This is a genomic window from Stutzerimonas kunmingensis, from assembly GCF_900114065.1.
In the GTDB taxonomy this organism is placed as follows: Bacteria; Pseudomonadota; Gammaproteobacteria; order Pseudomonadales; family Pseudomonadaceae; genus Stutzerimonas; species Stutzerimonas kunmingensis.
Genome location: NZ_FORS01000003.1, coordinates 32,283 through 48,666 on the forward strand (window position 1 = coordinate 32,283; position 16,384 = coordinate 48,666).

At 63.6% G+C, this 16,384-nt stretch carries 13 protein-coding genes; 10 read left to right on the forward strand and 3 right to left on the reverse strand.

Features of this window, described 5'->3' with window-relative positions:
- Positions 1–32: 32 nt before the first annotated feature.
- The 3 genes from treS (at position 33) to BM275_RS08240 (ending at position 3,047) form a co-directional block, all read left to right on the forward strand.
- Complete coding sequence (gene treS, locus BM275_RS08230; protein WP_090520582.1) at positions 33–2,102, forward strand: maltose alpha-D-glucosyltransferase; 2,070 nt, start codon at positions 33–35, stop codon at positions 2,100–2,102.
- A gap of 79 nt (positions 2,103–2,181) precedes the next feature.
- Positions 2,182–2,787: an eCIS core domain-containing protein gene (locus tag BM275_RS08235; protein WP_090520583.1), complete on the forward strand. Its 606-nt coding sequence runs from the start codon at positions 2,182–2,184 to the stop codon at positions 2,785–2,787.
- Between the two features lie 74 nt (positions 2,788–2,861).
- Positions 2,862–3,047: a hypothetical protein gene (locus BM275_RS08240; protein WP_090520586.1), complete on the forward strand. Its 186-nt coding sequence runs from the start codon at positions 2,862–2,864 to the stop codon at positions 3,045–3,047.
- Between the two features lie 16 nt (positions 3,048–3,063).
- On the opposite strand, the gene pgm is transcribed toward BM275_RS08240, so the two are convergent.
- Entirely contained in the window at positions 3,064–4,728 is a 1,665-nt protein-coding gene (gene pgm, locus BM275_RS08245) for a phosphoglucomutase (alpha-D-glucose-1,6-bisphosphate-dependent) (protein ID WP_090520588.1), read from the reverse strand.
- Positions 4,729–4,987: 259 nt separating this feature from the next.
- On the opposite strand from pgm, the gene BM275_RS08250 reads away from it, so the two are divergent.
- The 3 genes from BM275_RS08250 to BM275_RS08260 all read left to right on the forward strand — a co-directional run bounded on the left by BM275_RS08250 (position 4,988) and on the right by BM275_RS08260 (position 9,327).
- On the forward strand, positions 4,988–5,185 hold the full coding sequence (locus BM275_RS08250; RefSeq protein ID WP_090520589.1) for a DUF2934 domain-containing protein: 198 nt from the start codon (positions 4,988–4,990) through the stop codon (positions 5,183–5,185).
- Between the two features lie 184 nt (positions 5,186–5,369).
- Positions 5,370–6,851 carry a YdgA family protein gene (locus tag BM275_RS08255; RefSeq protein ID WP_090520592.1) on the forward strand — a complete coding sequence of 494 codons (1,482 nt, stop codon included), beginning with the start codon at positions 5,370–5,372 and terminating at the stop codon, positions 6,849–6,851.
- Positions 6,852–7,284: 433 nt separating this feature from the next.
- Positions 7,285–9,327, forward strand: a complete 2,043-nt coding sequence (locus BM275_RS08260; RefSeq protein ID WP_090520594.1) for an ATP-binding protein — start codon at positions 7,285–7,287, stop codon at positions 9,325–9,327.
- Between the two features lie 11 nt (positions 9,328–9,338).
- On the opposite strand, the gene BM275_RS08265 is transcribed toward BM275_RS08260, so the two are convergent.
- The gene (locus tag BM275_RS08265; protein WP_090520596.1) at positions 9,339–10,226 is read right to left on the reverse strand and encodes a LysR substrate-binding domain-containing protein; all 888 of its coding nucleotides are present in this window, start codon (positions 10,224–10,226) and stop codon (positions 9,339–9,341) included.
- Between the two features lie 115 nt (positions 10,227–10,341).
- Entirely contained in the window at positions 10,342–10,881 is a 540-nt protein-coding gene (locus tag BM275_RS08270) for a DUF421 domain-containing protein (protein WP_090520599.1), read from the reverse strand.
- Positions 10,882–11,344: 463 nt separating this feature from the next.
- Here BM275_RS08270 and BM275_RS08275 point away from each other — a divergent pair, with 463 nt between their 5' ends.
- The 4 genes from BM275_RS08275 to BM275_RS08290 all read left to right on the forward strand — a co-directional run bounded on the left by BM275_RS08275 (position 11,345) and on the right by BM275_RS08290 (position 16,280).
- Positions 11,345–12,202, forward strand: coding sequence for a DUF3800 domain-containing protein (locus BM275_RS08275; protein WP_090520602.1), 858 nt, complete (start codon positions 11,345–11,347; stop codon positions 12,200–12,202).
- 142 nt (positions 12,203–12,344) lie between these two features.
- Complete coding sequence (locus BM275_RS08280; protein ID WP_090520604.1) at positions 12,345–13,070, forward strand: LEM-3-like GIY-YIG domain-containing protein; 726 nt, start codon at positions 12,345–12,347, stop codon at positions 13,068–13,070.
- A gap of 109 nt (positions 13,071–13,179) precedes the next feature.
- Positions 13,180–13,746 carry a DUF1993 domain-containing protein gene (locus BM275_RS08285; protein WP_090520606.1) on the forward strand — a complete coding sequence of 189 codons (567 nt, stop codon included), beginning with the start codon at positions 13,180–13,182 and terminating at the stop codon, positions 13,744–13,746.
- A gap of 698 nt (positions 13,747–14,444) precedes the next feature.
- On the forward strand, positions 14,445–16,280 hold the full coding sequence (locus tag BM275_RS08290) for an ABC transporter ATP-binding protein (protein WP_090520609.1): 1,836 nt from the start codon (positions 14,445–14,447) through the stop codon (positions 16,278–16,280).
- Positions 16,281–16,384: the final 104 nt, after the last annotated feature.

Here is a 16,384-nt window from a genome sequence, read left to right on the forward strand (position 1 = left end):
ATTTCCCTTAGCACAGCGGGAACCGACGTCGAATGAGCATCCCAGACGATAGCTATATCAAGTGGCTGGTGGACCAGTCCATGTTGCACGCGGCGCGCGAGCGGTCGCGCCTCTATGCCGGCCAGGCGCGGCTCTGGCAGCGGCCCTACGCCCAGGCGCGGCCGCGCGATGCCAGCGCCATCGGCTCGGTGTGGTTCACCGCCTACCCGGCAGCCATCATCACCCCCGAGGGCGGTACGGTGCTCGAAGCGCTGGGTAACGACCGCCTGTGGAGCGCGCTCTCCGAGCTGGGTGTGCAAGGTATCCACAACGGCCCGATGAAGCGCTCTGGTGGCTTGAGCGGCCGCGAGTACACGCCGACCATCGATGGCAACTTCGACCGCATCAGCTTCGATATCGACCCGAAGCTGGGCACCGAAGAGCAGATGCTGCAGCTCAGCCGGGTCGCCGCCGCGCACAACGCCATCGTCATCGACGACATCGTCCCGGCGCACACCGGCAAGGGCGCCGACTTCCGCCTCGCGGAAATGGCCTACGGCGACTACCCGGGGCTGTACCACATGGTGGAGATCCGCGAGGAGGACTGGGAATTGCTGCCCGAGGTGCCGCCGGGACGCGATTCGGTCAATCTCGAACCGCCGGTCGTTGATCGCCTGCATGAAAAGCACTACATCGTCGGCCAGCTGCAGCGGGTGATCTTCTTCGAGCCCGGCATCAAGGACACCGACTGGAGCGCCACCGGGGAAGTCACCGGGGTCGACGGCAAGGTCAGGCGCTGGGTCTACCTACACTATTTCAAGGAAGGTCAGCCGTCGCTGAACTGGCTCGATCCGACGTTCGCCGCCCAGCAGCTGATCATTGGCGATGCCCTGCATGCCATTGATGTGGCCGGCGCCCGCATGCTGCGCCTGGATGCCAACGGCTTTCTCGGTGTCGAGCGAAGGGCCGAGGGCACCGCCTGGTCCGAGGGCCATCCGCTCTCGGTCACCGGCAACCAGCTGCTCGCTGGCGCGATTCGCAAGGCCGGTGGCTTCAGCTTCCAGGAGCTGAACCTGACCATCGACGATATCGCCGCCATGTCCCACGGCGGCGCCGACCTGTCCTACGACTTCATCACCCGTCCGGCCTACCACCACGCGCTGGTGACCGGCGACACCGAGTTCCTGCGCATGATGCTGCGCGAGGTGCACGCCTTCGGCATCGACCCGGCCTCGCTGATCCATGCACTGCAGAACCACGACGAGCTGACCCTGGAACTGGTGCATTTCTGGACGCTGCACGCCTACGACCACTACCACTACAAGGGCCAGACGCTGCCCGGCGGACACCTGCGCGAGCTGATCCGTGAGGAGCTGTACGAACGGCTGACCGGCGAGCATGCGCCCTACAACCTCAAGTTCGTCACCAACGGCGTGGCCTGCACCACCGCCAGCGTGATCGCGGCGGCGCTGAACATCCGCGATCTGGACGCCATCGGCCCGGCCGAGGTCGAGCAGATCCAGCGCCTGCATCTCCTGCTGGTGATGTTCAACGCCATGCAGCCCGGCGTGTTCGCCCTCTCCGGCTGGGATCTGGTCGGCGCCCTGCCGCTGGCGCCCGAGCAGGTCGAGCACCTGATGGGCGACGGCGACACGCGCTGGATCAACCGCGGCGGCTATGACCTGGCGGACCTGGCACCCGAGGCGTCGACGTCCGCCGAAGGTTTGCCGAAAGCCCGCGCCTTGTACGGCAGCCTGGCCGAGCAGCTGCAGCACGGCGGCTCCTTCGCCTGCCAGCTCAAACGCATCCTCAGCGTGCGTCAGGCCTACGACATCGCCGCGAGCAAGCAGATCCTGATTCCCGATGTGCAGGCGCCGGGGCTGCTGATCATGGTTCACGAACTGCCGGCCGGCAAAGGCGTGCAGATCACCGCACTGAACTTCAGCGCCGAGACCATCAGCGAAACCGTCTGCCTGCCCGGCGTGGCGCCCGGCCCGGTGGTGGACATCATCCACGAGCGCGTGGAAGGCGACCTCACCGAGAACTGCGAGCTGACCTTTAACCTCGACCCTTACGAAGGCCTGGCCCTGCGCGTGGTGAGCGCGGCATCGCCGGTGATCTGAAGGCCCTCTTCGCGAGCCCCGGGCGCACGGCTATAGTGCGCACCGGCCCGGGGCTCGCCCTCGCCTTCGAGGACTTCGCGTGTCGTTCACCCCGCTTCTTCGCCGCCTTTCCCTGCTGCTCGCCTGCATGGCATGGGCCGGCGCTCCGGCTCTGGCACAGACGGTCTGCCCGCCTGGCCAACAGCCAATCTGCCTGAGCGGCAGCTGCCTCTGCGTGCCCGGCTCTGCCAGCGACACCCAGGCCGTTTACGACCGTGTGCAGCGCATGGCCGCGCTGGCGCTGCAGAACTGGATTCAGCAATCGCGGGATCGTCTGATGGCCGGCGACTTCGAGCCGATGCCGCTGCATATCCGCTCGCAGCTCGAACCCTTCTTCGATCTCGCTGTGCTGGAAAGCGCGCACTACCGCGTCGGCGACGAGGTGGCGCTGAATGCCGGCAACACCCTGCTGCGCAATCCGGACGTCAACGCCGTGACCCTGATCGACGTCATCGTCTTCCGCCACGCCAGCGATGCGCAGGACAACGTCGCGCTCTGGGCCCATGAGCTCAAGCACGTCGAACAGTATCTGGACTGGGGCGTCGCGGAATTCGCCCGACGCTATACGCTGGACTACCGCGCCGTGGAACAGCCGGCCTATGCGCTGGAAATCGAGGTGGAAAAGGTGCTGGACGGGCAGCGCTGAAGAGGGTGGCCGCGGATCGCATCGGCCGCGGCGCAGTCAGATGCCAGACAGTACCCGCCAACAGGAGCCGAGGCATGAGCGTGAGCCTGACCAAGCTCGAAGGCGACGACATCCCCGAACATCTGCGCCACCCGGATATCGCCAGGGTCTATCGGGTCACCGATGCTCATGGCCACAGCCGCTACCTGACCGACGCTGTCGAAGCCGCGCAGCTGGCGGTCAGCATCAGTGACCGCCAGCAGCTAAAGCCCGACGCCTGACGCCGGGCCTTGGCTTTCAGCCCGCCAGTACCGAATCCACCAGCGCCTTGGCCTCGGCCTGAATGCGCGCCAGGTGCGCTTCGCCTTCGAAGCTCTCGGCGTAGATCTTGTACACGTCCTCGGTGCCGGACGGCCGTGCGGCGAACCAGCCGTTTTCCGTTTCCACTTTCAGCCCGCCGATGGCCGCGCCGTTGCCCGGTGCCTCGGTGAGGATGCGCGTGATCGGCTGGCCGGCCAGCTCCTTGGCGCTGACCTGCGATGCGGATAGCTTGCCCAGGCGTGCCTTCTGCTCGCGGTTGGCCGCGGCGTCGATGCGCTGATATACCGGCGCGCCGAAGCGGTCGGTCAGCGCCTTGTAACGCTCGCTCGGGTCCTTGCCGGTCAACGCGGTGATCTCCGCGGCGAGCAGGCCGAGGATCAGCCCGTCCTTGTCGGTGGACCAGGCGCCGCCCTGCTTGTCGAGGAACGAAGCACCGGCCGATTCCTCACCGCCGAAGCCGAGGCTGCCATCCATCAAACCGTCGACGAACCACTTGAAGCCCACCGGCACTTCCACCAGGCGGCGCTCGATGCCGGAGGCGACGCGATCGATCATCGACGAGGACACCAGCGTCTTGCCGATGCCGGCCTCGGCGCTCCAGCCCGGGCGATGGGTGAACAGGTATTCGATGGCCACCGCCAGGTAATGGTTGGGGTTCATCAGGCCGCCGGAGCGGGTGACGATGCCGTGGCGGTCGTGGTCGGTGTCGCAGGCGAAGGCCACGTCGAAGCGGTCCTTGTTCTCGATCAGCCCGGCCATGGCATGTGGCGAGCTGCAGTCCATGCGGATCTTGCCGTCCCAGTCCAGACGCATGAAGCGAAAGGTCGGGTCGACCACCGTGGACAGCACCTCCAGCGGCAACCCGAAGCGCTCGGCGATGCGTGGCCAGTAGTGCGCGCCGGCGCCGCCCAGCGGGTCGACCGCGAATTTCAGACCCGAGCCGCGGATGGCGTCGAGGTCGATCACCCGCTCCAGCCCGCCGACATAGGCGTCGATGAAATCGAAGCGCTGGGTGGTCGAGGCCTTCAGCGCCTGGCGGTAATCCATGCGCTTGACGCCATCGAGTCCGGCGACCAGCAGCGCATTGGCGCGTTCCTGAATCCACTTGGTCACACCGGTGTCGGCCGGGCCGCCATTGGTGGGGTTGTACTTGAAGCCGCCATCGCCCGGCGGGTTGTGCGACGGCGTGATGACGATGCCGTCGGCCAGCCCGCTCGCGCGGCCGCGGTTGTAGCTGAGGATCGCGTTGGAGATCGCCGGGGTCGGCGTGTAGCCCGGCTCGCCGCCGGTTTCCGGGCAACCGGCGTCGATGCGCGTCTCGATGCCGTTGGCCGCCAGCACTTCCAGTGCCGAGACGAACGCCGGCTCGGACAGCGCATGGGTGTCCATGCCCATGAACAGCGGGCCGTCGATGCCTTCCTGGCGGCGGTAATCGCAGATCGCCTGGGTGGTGGCGAGGATGTGCCACTCGTTGAAGCTGCCCTTGAGCGAGGAACCGCGGTGCCCGGAGGTGCCGAACGCCACCTGCTGCACCGGGTCGGACGGGTCCGGCCGGTCGCTGTAGTAGCGCGCCACCAGGCGCGGCAGGTGGGTCAGGGTGTGCGGGTCGGGCAGGCGTCCTGCGTTGGCGGCGATACTCATCGGTCAGTCCTGTGCGAAAAGGCGGTACGCCGGCCCAGGCGGGCGTGGCGCGAAGCGAATGAAACGCCAGTCGGCGCCATTTATCCAGAGCTTCGACCGCATCAGCGCCGGCGGTTCCATGCGCGGCGCTATCCAGCCTGCGACGCCACGGCGCAACCAGGGCCATGCGCGCTCGTCGCCCCGCCGGAACCTCCGCCACAGCCCCCTTTCCACTGCTTAGCGGCTCGCGTTCGCGAGCCCGTGACCAGGAGGTTGTCACATGAACGTCGACGAACGAATCCGCCAGCGCGCCTATGAAATCTGGCAAGCCGAAGGCCAGCCGGAAGGCAAGGAAAGCGAGCATTGGCAACAGGCCCGCGAGGAAACCGAACCCTTCTACAAGGAAGGCAATGCCGAGGCCGGCAGTGTGGAAAGCAGTGTGGCGATCCCCATGCCGAAATCGGACAACACGCATTAACCACACAGGCAGGGCGGCGAAGGCGCGGCAGGCGTCGTCCCGCCCGAATCTGTTGCCACGTTCTCACCCTTCCCATCCTCTGCCCCGGCGCGCTGGAGCCTGCCGAAGCGCGCTGCTAGAGTGCCGCCGCTTGCCAACCATCGGCTGACAGGACGTCTGCCCAGCCACCGCACAGGATGCTTCCATGAAAAAGCTCGCACTCGCCGTAGCCGTACCCCTGGCCCTTTTCGGGGCCGCCACTTTCTACACCAGCACCCAGGTCGAATCGACTGCCCGCGATGCCGTCGACCAGGCCAACCTCAAGTTGCGCGAGATGGGCGTCGGCGCCGGTGCCGATGTCAGCCTCACCCTGCTCAGCTTCGAACGCGGCCTGCTGTCCAGCACCGCGCGCTACCAGATCGATATCGATGTAGCGGATGACGAAGGCAACACCGAGCACTACGCCCTGCTGCTGAACGATCGCCTCGAACACGGCCCCTTTCCCGTCTCGCGCCTGAGCCGCGGCCAGCTGATGCCGGTCGCCGCGCAGAGCCACTTCGAACTCGAACGCACACCGCTGACGCAGAAGCTGTTCGACGCCGCCTCCGGCGAAGTGCCGTTGGTGGGTGAGGTGGCCATCGGCTACGACGGCGGCCAAGCCGGCGATCTGCGCACCGCCGCGCTGAACATCGAGGACGAGGACGGCAGCGTGCGCATCGCCCCCGCCAACCTCAACTTCGAGGCGAACAAGGACGGCAGCGACGTGCGCATGGACGGCGAGCTGGCGGAAGTCGATATCGACCTGCAGCGCAGCGACAGTGGCCAGCCGGTGCAGGTGAGCCTGCGCGGCATCGGCCTGAGCGCCGACAAGCAGGACTATGACGCCGGTTTCGGTTTCGGCCCGTCTGCCATCACCCTGCAGCGCATGGAAATCAAGGCCGGCGACGAGCCCGCCGTGGTCATCCAGCAGGCCTCCGTCGAGGAGTCGCTGAGCCGCGGCAGCCGTGGCCTCGACCAGACCATCGCCTACCGCATCGGCGAGGTCAGCGCCAAAGGCCAGGCCTTGCGCAACCTCACCCTCGCCTTCAGCCTGCGCAACCTCGAGGAAAGCAGCCTCAAGGCGCTGGTCGCGAGCTACAAGGCAATCCTCGACAGCAGCGCCACGCCGGAGGAATCCTTCGTCGGCATGACTGCCGCCCAGCAGCAGGAACTCCAGGCGCACGGCCTGCAGCTGCTGGAACACAAACCCACCCTGGCCCTCGACGAGTTCGGCTTCGAGACCGCCCACGGTTCGGCCCGCCTGTCCGTCGTGCTCGACCTGCAATCGCCGAGCGCAGAAGCCTTCACCCCGGATGCGATGATCACCAGCATGCTCGCCTCGCTCAAGGCCGAAGCCGGTATCGACAAAGACCTGGTGCGCGACATCGCCGGGCTGGTCGCGCAGAACAACCAGCCTGACGGCCAGCCCGATAAGGCGGCACTGCAGCAGGAAACCGACGCCGCCACCGAGCTGTTCAGCGGCATGGCGCTGGACACCGGCTGGTCGCGCCTGGAAGGCGAACGCCTGGTCAGCTCGCTGCATTACGCAGACAACCGGGTGACCTTCAACGGCCGCGAAATGAGCGTGCAGGAATTCATCGGCTTCGCCTTCGGTTCGGCGCAGAACGCCGGTCTGCTCGGCCAGTAAGCGCCAGCCTGCGGATGCGTCCGCAGTGACAGAAAACCCCGCGGCCCTGTTCAGCACCTCGCTGGGCAGGGCCGTGTCGCTTTAGGGCGTTTGCGGCGTTCCGATCAACCGTCACCTCCCCGACACCTTCCTGCCCTCGCCCTGCCCGAGCCGGCTGCGCGACCGCTGACCTGATCTCCCTGCGGCCGCTATCTGCACCTGCCAACGCCCGCGCGTCGCCCTATTCCGGTATTCGCCTGCGCTCCGTCAGGTGGCCGGAACCATCGTCGCTCTCGCCGCCTCTGCTGAATATGACAAATGCGCCAGGCCGAGCCGGGACTCAGCCGATTGGGGCCTGACGCAGCGAGAAAACACACGCTCATTCAAACCATGCAGCCCCTGGCCGGTGGCGAACCGCCCTGCCGGGGCTTCATTCAAAGGGCCCGTTTGTCCGATGACGCAAACGCTCAACTATCAGGCGATATTCGAAGCCGTCCCCAACCTGCATCTGATCCTCGCGCCTGATCAGGATTTCACCATCCTCGCTGCAAGCGATGCGCAGCTGCGCGCTACCTACACGCGCAGGGAAGAAAGCATCGGCAGACCGGTCTTCGACGTGTTCCGCAAGAACCCGGACGACCCGACCGAGTTCGGCACCAGCGTATTGCGCGACTCGCTCGAGCGCGTCCTGCGTAGCCGCGCGCCGGACCGCATGGCGATCACCCGCTACGATATCCCCCGGCCCGCAGCGCAGGGTGGCGGTTTCGAGCTGCGCTACTGGCGGCCGCTGAATGTCCCGGTGCTCGATGAGCACGGCGCCGTGCTCTACATCATCCATCAGGTCGAAGACGTGACCGAGGAAGTCCTGCGTCAGGGCAGCGCCAGCCTCAGCCACTTCGAGGAGCGCTTTCGCGCAGCGCTGCTCGGCTCCGGCATCGGCACCTTCACCTGGCTCTTCAGCGATGGCAGCCTCAGCCTGGACAGCGCGCTGGAGCAGCTCTTCCGCCTGCCGCTCGGGCTGAAGGTGACCAGCGTCGATACCTTCGTCGAGCAGGTTCATCCCGAAGACCGCGCCGATGTACGGCTGGCCTTCGACCACTACGCCAGGGGCGACGACTACACCGCGGAGTTTCGCCTGCTGCGTGCCGGCGCGGAGTGCTGGCTGGCCTGCAAGGCCAAGGCCTTTCGCGATGCCAGCGGAGCGCTCGCCTATGTCGCCGGCGCCTGCACCGACATCAGCGCCCGCCGGCATGTCGAAGATGCCCTGCGCGTCAGCGAGAACAGCCTGCGCCAGCTCAACGAGACCCTCGAAGCGCGGGTGGCCACCGAGGTCGCCGAGCGCAGCCGCGCCGAAGAAGCCCTGCGCCAGGCGCAGAAGATGGAAGCCGTCGGCCAGCTCACCGGCGGTATCGCCCACGACTTCAACAACCTGCTGACCGGCATCATCGGCAGCCTCGACCTGATGCAGCGGCGCCATCAGCGCAACGAGCCGCTGGAGCTGGAGCGCTACATCGGTGCCGCCGTGACGTCCGCCCAGCGCGCCGCCGCGCTGACCCAGCGCCTGTTGGCCTTCTCCCGGCAGCAGGCGCTCGACCTCAAACCGGTCGACGTCAACCAGCTGGTGGCCTCGCTGGAGGATCTGCTGCATCGCACCACGGGCGAGAACATCACCATCGAGACGCGGCTCAGCGCCGGGCTGCTGCCTGCCTGCATGGACGTCAACCAGCTGGAAAGCGCGCTGATCAACCTCGTCATCAATGCGCGCGATGCCATGCCCTACGGCGGCCGCATCACCCTGTCCACCGCCAGCTTCGCCATGGGCGACACACCCGACCCGAAGAAGCGCGGCATGAGCGCCGGCGAATACGTGCTGCTCAGCGTCACCGACACCGGCACCGGTATGGCGCCGAACGTCATGGCACGGGCCTTCGAGCCGTTCTTCACCACCAAGCCGATCGGCCAGGGCACCGGGCTCGGGCTGTCGATGGTGTATGGCTACATCAAGCAGGCCAAGGGCTACATCCAGATCGAGTCCGAGCCGGATATCGGCACGCGGGTGCACCTCTACCTGCCGGTGCATCAGGGCGAAGTCAGCGCCCTCGCCCACGAACCCGAGCGCACGCCTACAGGCTCTGGCGAAACCATCCTGGTAGTCGAGGATGAGCCGGTGGTCCGCTCGCTGGTGGTCGAGGTGCTGAACGAACTGGGCTACGAAACGCTGGAGGCCGGCGAAGCCAGCGAAGCGCTCTGCATCACCGAGAGCGAGCAGCGCATCGACCTGCTGATCTCCGACGTCGGCCTGCCCGGCATGAACGGCCGGCAACTGGCCGACATCGCCCGCCAGCAACGCCCCGGCCTGAAGGTGCTGTTCGCCACCGGCTATGCCGAGAGCTTTGCCGCCAATGATTTTCTCGGCCCGGACATGGCGGTGATCACCAAGCCCTTCGCCATCGACGTCTTCGCCAGCAAGGTCGGCGAGATGCTCGGCAACGGTTGATGCGTGGCCGGCTACGCGCCCAGGCGCTCGCTGAGAAAGTCGATAAAGCAGGCGATGCGCGAGGCCAGCGCGCTGTTGCGGTAGTACACCGCGTTGATCGGCTGGCGCACATCGACGCGCTGCGCCGCCAGCACCTCGACCAGCTCGCCGCGCTGGCGATCCTTCTCGGTCATGAAGTCGGACAGGCACACCAACCCCTCGCCGGCCAGCGCCAGTTCACGCGCCGTATCGCCGCTGGAGACACGCAGCGCCGGCGTGATCCGCCAGCTCTCGCCCAGCGCATGGCGCAACGGCCAATCGTTGAGCCGATCCGGCTCGGTAAAGCCGATCAGGCTGTGATCTGCCAGGTCCTCGACCTGCAGCGGCACGCCATGCCGCTGCAGATAGGCCGGGCTCGCCAGCACCCGGCGCATGGTGTGGCACAGCGGCCGCGCATGCAGGCTGGAATCCGGCAGCGGGCCGATGCGGATGGCCAGATCGGTGCGCCGCTCCAGCAGGTCGATGATGCGGTCGTCGCTGTACAGCTCCAGCTCGATCTGCGGGTAGCGCGCGCGAAAGTCGCCGATCAGCGGCGCGATCACATGCAGCATGAACGGCGAAGCGGTGTTGACCCGCAAACGCCCCGCCGGTGTCTGTCGCCGCAGCGCCATCTGCTCCTCGGCCTCCTCCACGCTGGCCAGAATGCGCCGCGCCTGCGCCAGGAACACCTCGCCCTCCTCGGTCAGCTCGAGGCGCCTCGTGGTGCGGCGCAACAGCGTCACCGCCAGCTTGTCCTCCAAGCGACTCAATGCCCGGCTGACGCCCGAAGCGGTCTGTTCCAGCTGCTCGGCCGCGGCGCTGATCGAGCCACTGTCGACCACGCTGACAAAGGCGAGCATTTCGTCGAGGTTGGTTTTCATCGGTGAGGTCGCATCGAATAGCGAGCGGAAACAGCGAGTCTGGCGGCAGCGCCGCGTGGCGGCAACCGGACCGGCGCGGGCCGGCGATCAGCCGCCGGCGAAGAGGGCTACGGCCTCAAACGCCCTTTTCATTCGGCCCCGGCACATTCACCCCGTCCAGCGTGGAACGGCTGTCGCCTGCGCCATCGGTGATCACGCTGAAACTGCCATCGGTCTCCAGCACCACCGCCTCGATGCCATCCAGCGCGGCCAGTCCCTGGCTGCGCGCGGCGGCACGCACCTCGTCCTCGGTCACTCGCGCCACGCGCATGGCATCGCCGAGAAAACGCCCGCGATAGAACAGCAGCGCCGGCTCGCCCGTCACCGTACGCCGCACCCAGGCCACCCGCACGCTGGACCAGGTGACCGCGTACTGCAGCCCGATCAACAGGGCGAACGCCAGCACCCCCTCGGCCAGCGATACATCGCGATTGAGCAGAATCGTCGCGAAGGTCGAACCCAGCGCCACCGTCACCACCAGATCGAACGCATTCATCTTCGACAACGTCCGCCGCCCCGACAGGCGCAACAGCAGCACCAGGCTGATATAGGCCAGCACGCCCACCACCAGCGTGCGTATCAACATCGTTCCGCTACTGAAAAACATGCCTTCCACGATCACCTCCGCAACTGAGCCATGCAGGGTGGACAGGGTAGGCGGGCGGAAAGTGCAGACGGCGCGAGCGACCGCGCGTCAGGCGACGGCGTGAAAACCGAGGATTAATCCATCGTCTGCTTTACCCATACGGAAGCAGTGGCTAATGTGCCATCACGCGCAGCAACTGCGCACTCGATCACGGTTCCGCTGCGACGCTACGGTTTGCACCGGTTCGCTACCAAGGAAGGTACAGATGGCGCTTTTTTTTACTGCTCACTCGCTCTGCTTGAGCAACCTCCCGGTCGGCGCTCAGGCGCGATACCTCGACCTCGTTGTACTTCATCCTCATCGCGGCATCCTCCTTATCTAACTCAGGAACGTAAGCTCGTTTGGGTCGAGTGGATAGCTTTGCGTGACCTTAAGAATAAAGCTGCACCCTCTTTCGATAATTTAAAGTCTTGTTATTACAAGGATTTGATTAATGCATTTTTTCTATATGGATGAGAGCGGGGACTCCGGAGCAAATCTTACCGACCAGCAGCAACCTATCTTCGTCTTGGGCGGGCTGAGTGTTGCTGATAAGAAATGGAACAATACCAAGGAGCGGCTTGACGCCATAATAGTCAATTATTTCAACGGCTCTGTTCCTGTTGGTTTTGAAATTCACTCTCATGAATTGCTTTCTCCAAACGGCGCGGGCTTCTTTGCTGGCCACTCGATAAATGATCGATTAGCACTAGTTCGCTCATTACTTGGTTTGATAGAAGAGCTTGGGCATCAAGTGCATTTCTTTGCAGTGGAAAAATCCTGTCTCATTAAATCGCAATGCCAGTATCAATCTGTATTCGACACGAAGCATCCCTATTTGCTTTCTTTTGATTATTTGATTACATACATGAATTGGCATGTTAAAAATAATTTGGGGCAGTCTGCCAGGGGTATGATTGTTCTAGACGAAAAAGAAGAGCATCATGAAAGCGTTGAAGCGATTATCCAAAATCGCCGTTTTGAAGTGCCCAATAGCCAAAAAGTAAAATGGATAGTCGAGTTTAGCTATCCCATCGACTCGCGTAAAAATCCAATGATACAGCTCTCTGATCTAGTGGTGCTTTGCGTCAGGAGGTTTTTGGAAATCGAAAAGGGATATAAGGAAAACACTCCTGATGTGGTCAAAAACTTTTACGCTGAGTGCTACAACTTGATTGATAAAAGGGTTAAAAGCAGAAACATTGTTGAACGCACTGGTAGAAATTTAAAGCATCTCAACGAGCATTTATCAAGATGCCAGTGTAAGCCAAGAACTCAATGGCGGCGCGCTTATGGCATACAGCGCAACTGATGACGAATTTTACTAATTCCTTTTCTTCTGCACTTACTAGCTATGGAACCATGCTGCTACAACACTGGAAAGAAGTGACTAGACTGCTGTTAAGATCAGTATGTGACGTTATCCTATAAACAGTATTTTTGGAGTCTCTGCCTTGTTTGAGCTATTTCCTTCGGAGGTCGTTGAAAAGTTAAGAAATTACGTATATCGACTTATTGATCCGCGCAACGGAGAAACATTTTATGTGGGGCGGGGTGCTGGGAACCGTTTGTATGCTCATATTCGCGATGAGCTAGGGAGTGAAAAAGATGAAGTCAGCGACAAACTTAGACGCATTAGAGAAATACGAATTGCCGGCTTTGAGGTTGCTCACGTAGTTCATCGACATGGTATGGATGTAGCAACGGCGAAGGAAGTTGAAGCGGCACTGATCGACGCCTATCCGGGGCTCACGAATGTTGTGGGCGGCGAAAATAGTGGCGAGCGTGGCGCGATGCATGCGATGGAGATCGTTCGAGAATACCTTGCAAAGCCAGCCGTGTTCACCCATAAAGCATTGTTGATCAGTGTTAATAGAAGTGCCTCAGAGCGGCCGTTATATGAAGCTACGAGGTATGCATGGAAGCTCAGCAAGAAAAAAGTAAAAGAGGCAGAGTTAGTATTAGCTTCCGAAAAAGGAATTATCAGAGCGGCATATATTCCAGAGAAATGGCTAGAAGCTACATCGCTTAATTTCCCCGGACGAGCTGACCGGCCAGGGCGTGTAGGCTTTATTGGCAAGGAAGCCCCGATTGAAGTACAGAACTTGTATGTTGGGCGGCGCATCCCGGACGAATTTAGATTCGGAACTGCAAACCCAATTCGCTATACATGGAAGTGAGTAGCTTCTATGGACCAAGCGCGGATTTTTTACCGTCATTGGCCGAGCTTAGTAACAACCTATCGACTTATGCGGCGTTGTAGCCCTCAATTCCATAGAGGTAAGAATCATGCAGCTCACAGCCCTCCTTGTCCCAACCTATATACAAATGCTCAACACCCTCTCCGGCTGGCTAAAGAAAGCGCAGGCCCAGCTACCGGAAGCGGAGGCGCAGGCGCTGTTATCCGCGCGGCTGGCGCCGGATATGTTTCCGCTGTCGACTCAGGTTCGCTTTGCCTGTGTGCAGGCGCAGGAGGCCGTTTGCCGGCTGAGAGGCGAGGCCTTCCCGACTGTGATCAACGAACTGCTGGACGAGGGGCGGCAGGCGGGTGAGCGGCCGGGCACGCTGGCCGATGCCTATGCCCGGATCAATGAGACGGTGGCGTTGCTCGACGGCCTCGCCGCCGATGCGCTGGATATGGACGCGGACAAGCCAATCGCCCACGAGTTGGCGAACGGGATGATCTTCGATCTGACCGCGGACCAGTACGCCCGTGACTGGACGCTGGCGCAGTTCTATTTCCATGTGATGGCCGCGTATTCGATCCTGCGCAAGGAAGGGATCGAGCTGGGCAAGGCGGACTACGTGGCGCATATGCTGCCGTATCTGCGGCCGGAATCGGTTCCGAAGGGGTAAGCCGGGTAGGGTGGGCTTTAGCCCACCGGGGCGGTTCGGTATGGGGGTTGGTGGGCTGAAGCCCACCCTACGGTGCTGCGTTCGGGAGCAGGCAGCGAGGTGGGCTGAACGTAACGCGTGGAAAAGGCTTCGCCGTTTTCCACCCTAACCATGCGCGGTGTGTCGGCTGCCGGGTAGCCGGGTAGCCGGGCAGGGTGGGCTTTAGCCCGCCGAGGCGGTTCGGTTATGGGGGTTGGTGGGCTGAAGCCCACCCTACGGTGCTGTGCTCGGGAGCAGGCAGCGAGGTGGTCTGAACGTAACGCGTGGAAAAGGCTTCGCCGTTTTCCACCCTACGCATGTGCGGTGTGTCGGCAGCCGGGTAGGGTGGGCTTTAGCCCACCGGGGCGGTTCGGTTATGGGGTTGGTGGGCTGAAGCCTACCCTACGGTGCTGCGCTCGGGAGCAGGCAGCGAGGTGGTCTGAACGTAACGCGTGGAAAAGGCTTCGCCGTTTTCCACCCTACGCATGCGCGCTGTCGGCAGAGGAGGCGGGGTGGCGTAGGGTGGACAACGCTCTGCTTGTCCACCGATGCGAATCGACGGGCCGGTTGTATGGTTGGCGAAACGCTCGCGGGCTCCGGGCGTCCAACCGGGATGCCGCGCCCGCGCGGTCGTATTTGCGAACGACGTTCGCCCACCCCGCCACAAAGCAGACCTCCTCATGTTGTTCCGCCGTTTCGAAAACCTGATCGACGTCTTCAAACCCAGCCCGGATGTTGCGCCGCCGGCCGGGATGCTGCGCTTCTATGCCCACTACCTGAAGCAGGTCTGGCCGTTGATGACGGCCGTGCTGGTGGTGGGCTTTTTCGCGGCGCTGATCGAGGTGGCGCTGTTCAGCTTTCTCGGCCAGTTGATCGATATGGCTCAGGCGACCGATGACGCGCGGACCTTCTTCGCCGAGCACCGCAACGCGTTGCTGTGGATGGCAGCGGTGGCGCTGGTCATCCGGCCCCTGGTATTCGGCCTGCACAACCTGCTGACGCATCAGGCGATCAACCCGGGGCTGACCAATCTGATCCGCTGGCAGAACCATCGCTACGTGCTCAAGCAGAGCCTGAACTTCTTCCAGAACGACTTCGCCGGGCGCATCGCCCAGCGCGTGATGCAGACCGGTCCGTCGCTGCGCGATTCGGCCATGCAGGTGATCGATGCGCTGTGGCATGTGGCGGTCTATGCCGGCAGCGCGCTGTATCTGTTCGCCGCTGCGGACCTGCGTTTGATCGTGCCGTTGCTGCTGTGGATCGTCGGCTACAGCGCTGCGCTCTGGTACTTCGTGCCGCGTATCCGCGCGCGTTCGGCAGCGGCATCCGCGGCGCGTTCGAAGGTGATGGGGCGGGTGGTGGACGGCTACAGCAACGTCGCCACGCTCAAGCTGTTCGCCCATTCACGGGAGGAGGAGAGCTACGCCCGCGAGGCGATGCAGGAGCTGCTTGGCAAGTTCCGCCTGCAGTCGCGGGTGATCACCAGCCTGGATTTCCTCATCACCTGCATGAACGGCCTGTTGATCGTCGGCACCGGCGCGCTGGCGCTGTGGCTGTGGAGCGAGGCGCTGATCACCACAGGCGCCATCGCCCTGGCGCTGGGCCTGGTGATCCGCATCAACAACATGGCCGAGTGGATCATGTGGGTGGTCAACGGCATCTTCGAGAACGTCGGCACCGTGCAGGACGGCATGAAGAGCATCGTCCGGCCGCGCGACGTGCTCGATCCCGAGGACGCCAGGCCGCTGCAGGTGGAGCAGGGCGGCGTGCGCTTCGAGGATGTGCATTTCCACTATGGCAAGCAGGGCGGCGTGATCAGCGGGCTCTCCATCGATATTCGCCCGGGCGAGAAGATCGGCCTGGTCGGGCCGTCGGGTGCGGGCAAGTCGACGCTGGTCAACCTGCTGCTGCGCCTCTATGACCTGGAGAGCGGGCGCATCCTCATCGATGGGCAGAACGTCGCCGAGGTCAGCCAGGAGAGCCTGCGCGCCAATATCGGCGTGGTCACCCAGGACACCTCGCTGCTGCACCGTTCCATCCGCGACAACCTGCGCTACGGCAAGCCCGACGCCACGGAAGAAGAGCTCTGGGCCGCGGCGCGCAAGGCCCGCGCGGATGCGTTCATCGAGACCCTGGACGACAGCCAGGGCGGCAAGGGCTTCGAGGCGATGGTGGGCGAGCGCGGCGTGAAGCTCTCCGGCGGGCAACGGCAGCGCATCGCCATCGCCCGGGTGCTGCTCAAGGACGCGCCGATCCTGGTGCTCGACGAAGCCACCTCGGCGCTGGATTCGGAGGTCGAGGCGGCGATTCAGGAGAGCCTGGATACCCTGATGGAAGGCAAGACGGTGATCGCCATCGCCCACCGGCTGTCGACCATCGCGCGTATGGACCGGCTGGTAGTGATCGATGGCGGCCAGGTGATCGAGACCGGCACTCATGCCGAGTTGATCGCCCGCGGCGGCCTCTATGCGCGGCTGTGGCAGCACCAGACCGGAGGGTTCGTCGGGGTGGATTGATTCGAACGGGCGTCGGATCGGTAGCGGGTGAGTGCGTCCAGGCGGTCGAAGCGTGGGTGCACGCGCGGCACTCCCACGCAGCGCAGCAGGTCTGTATCAGCTAT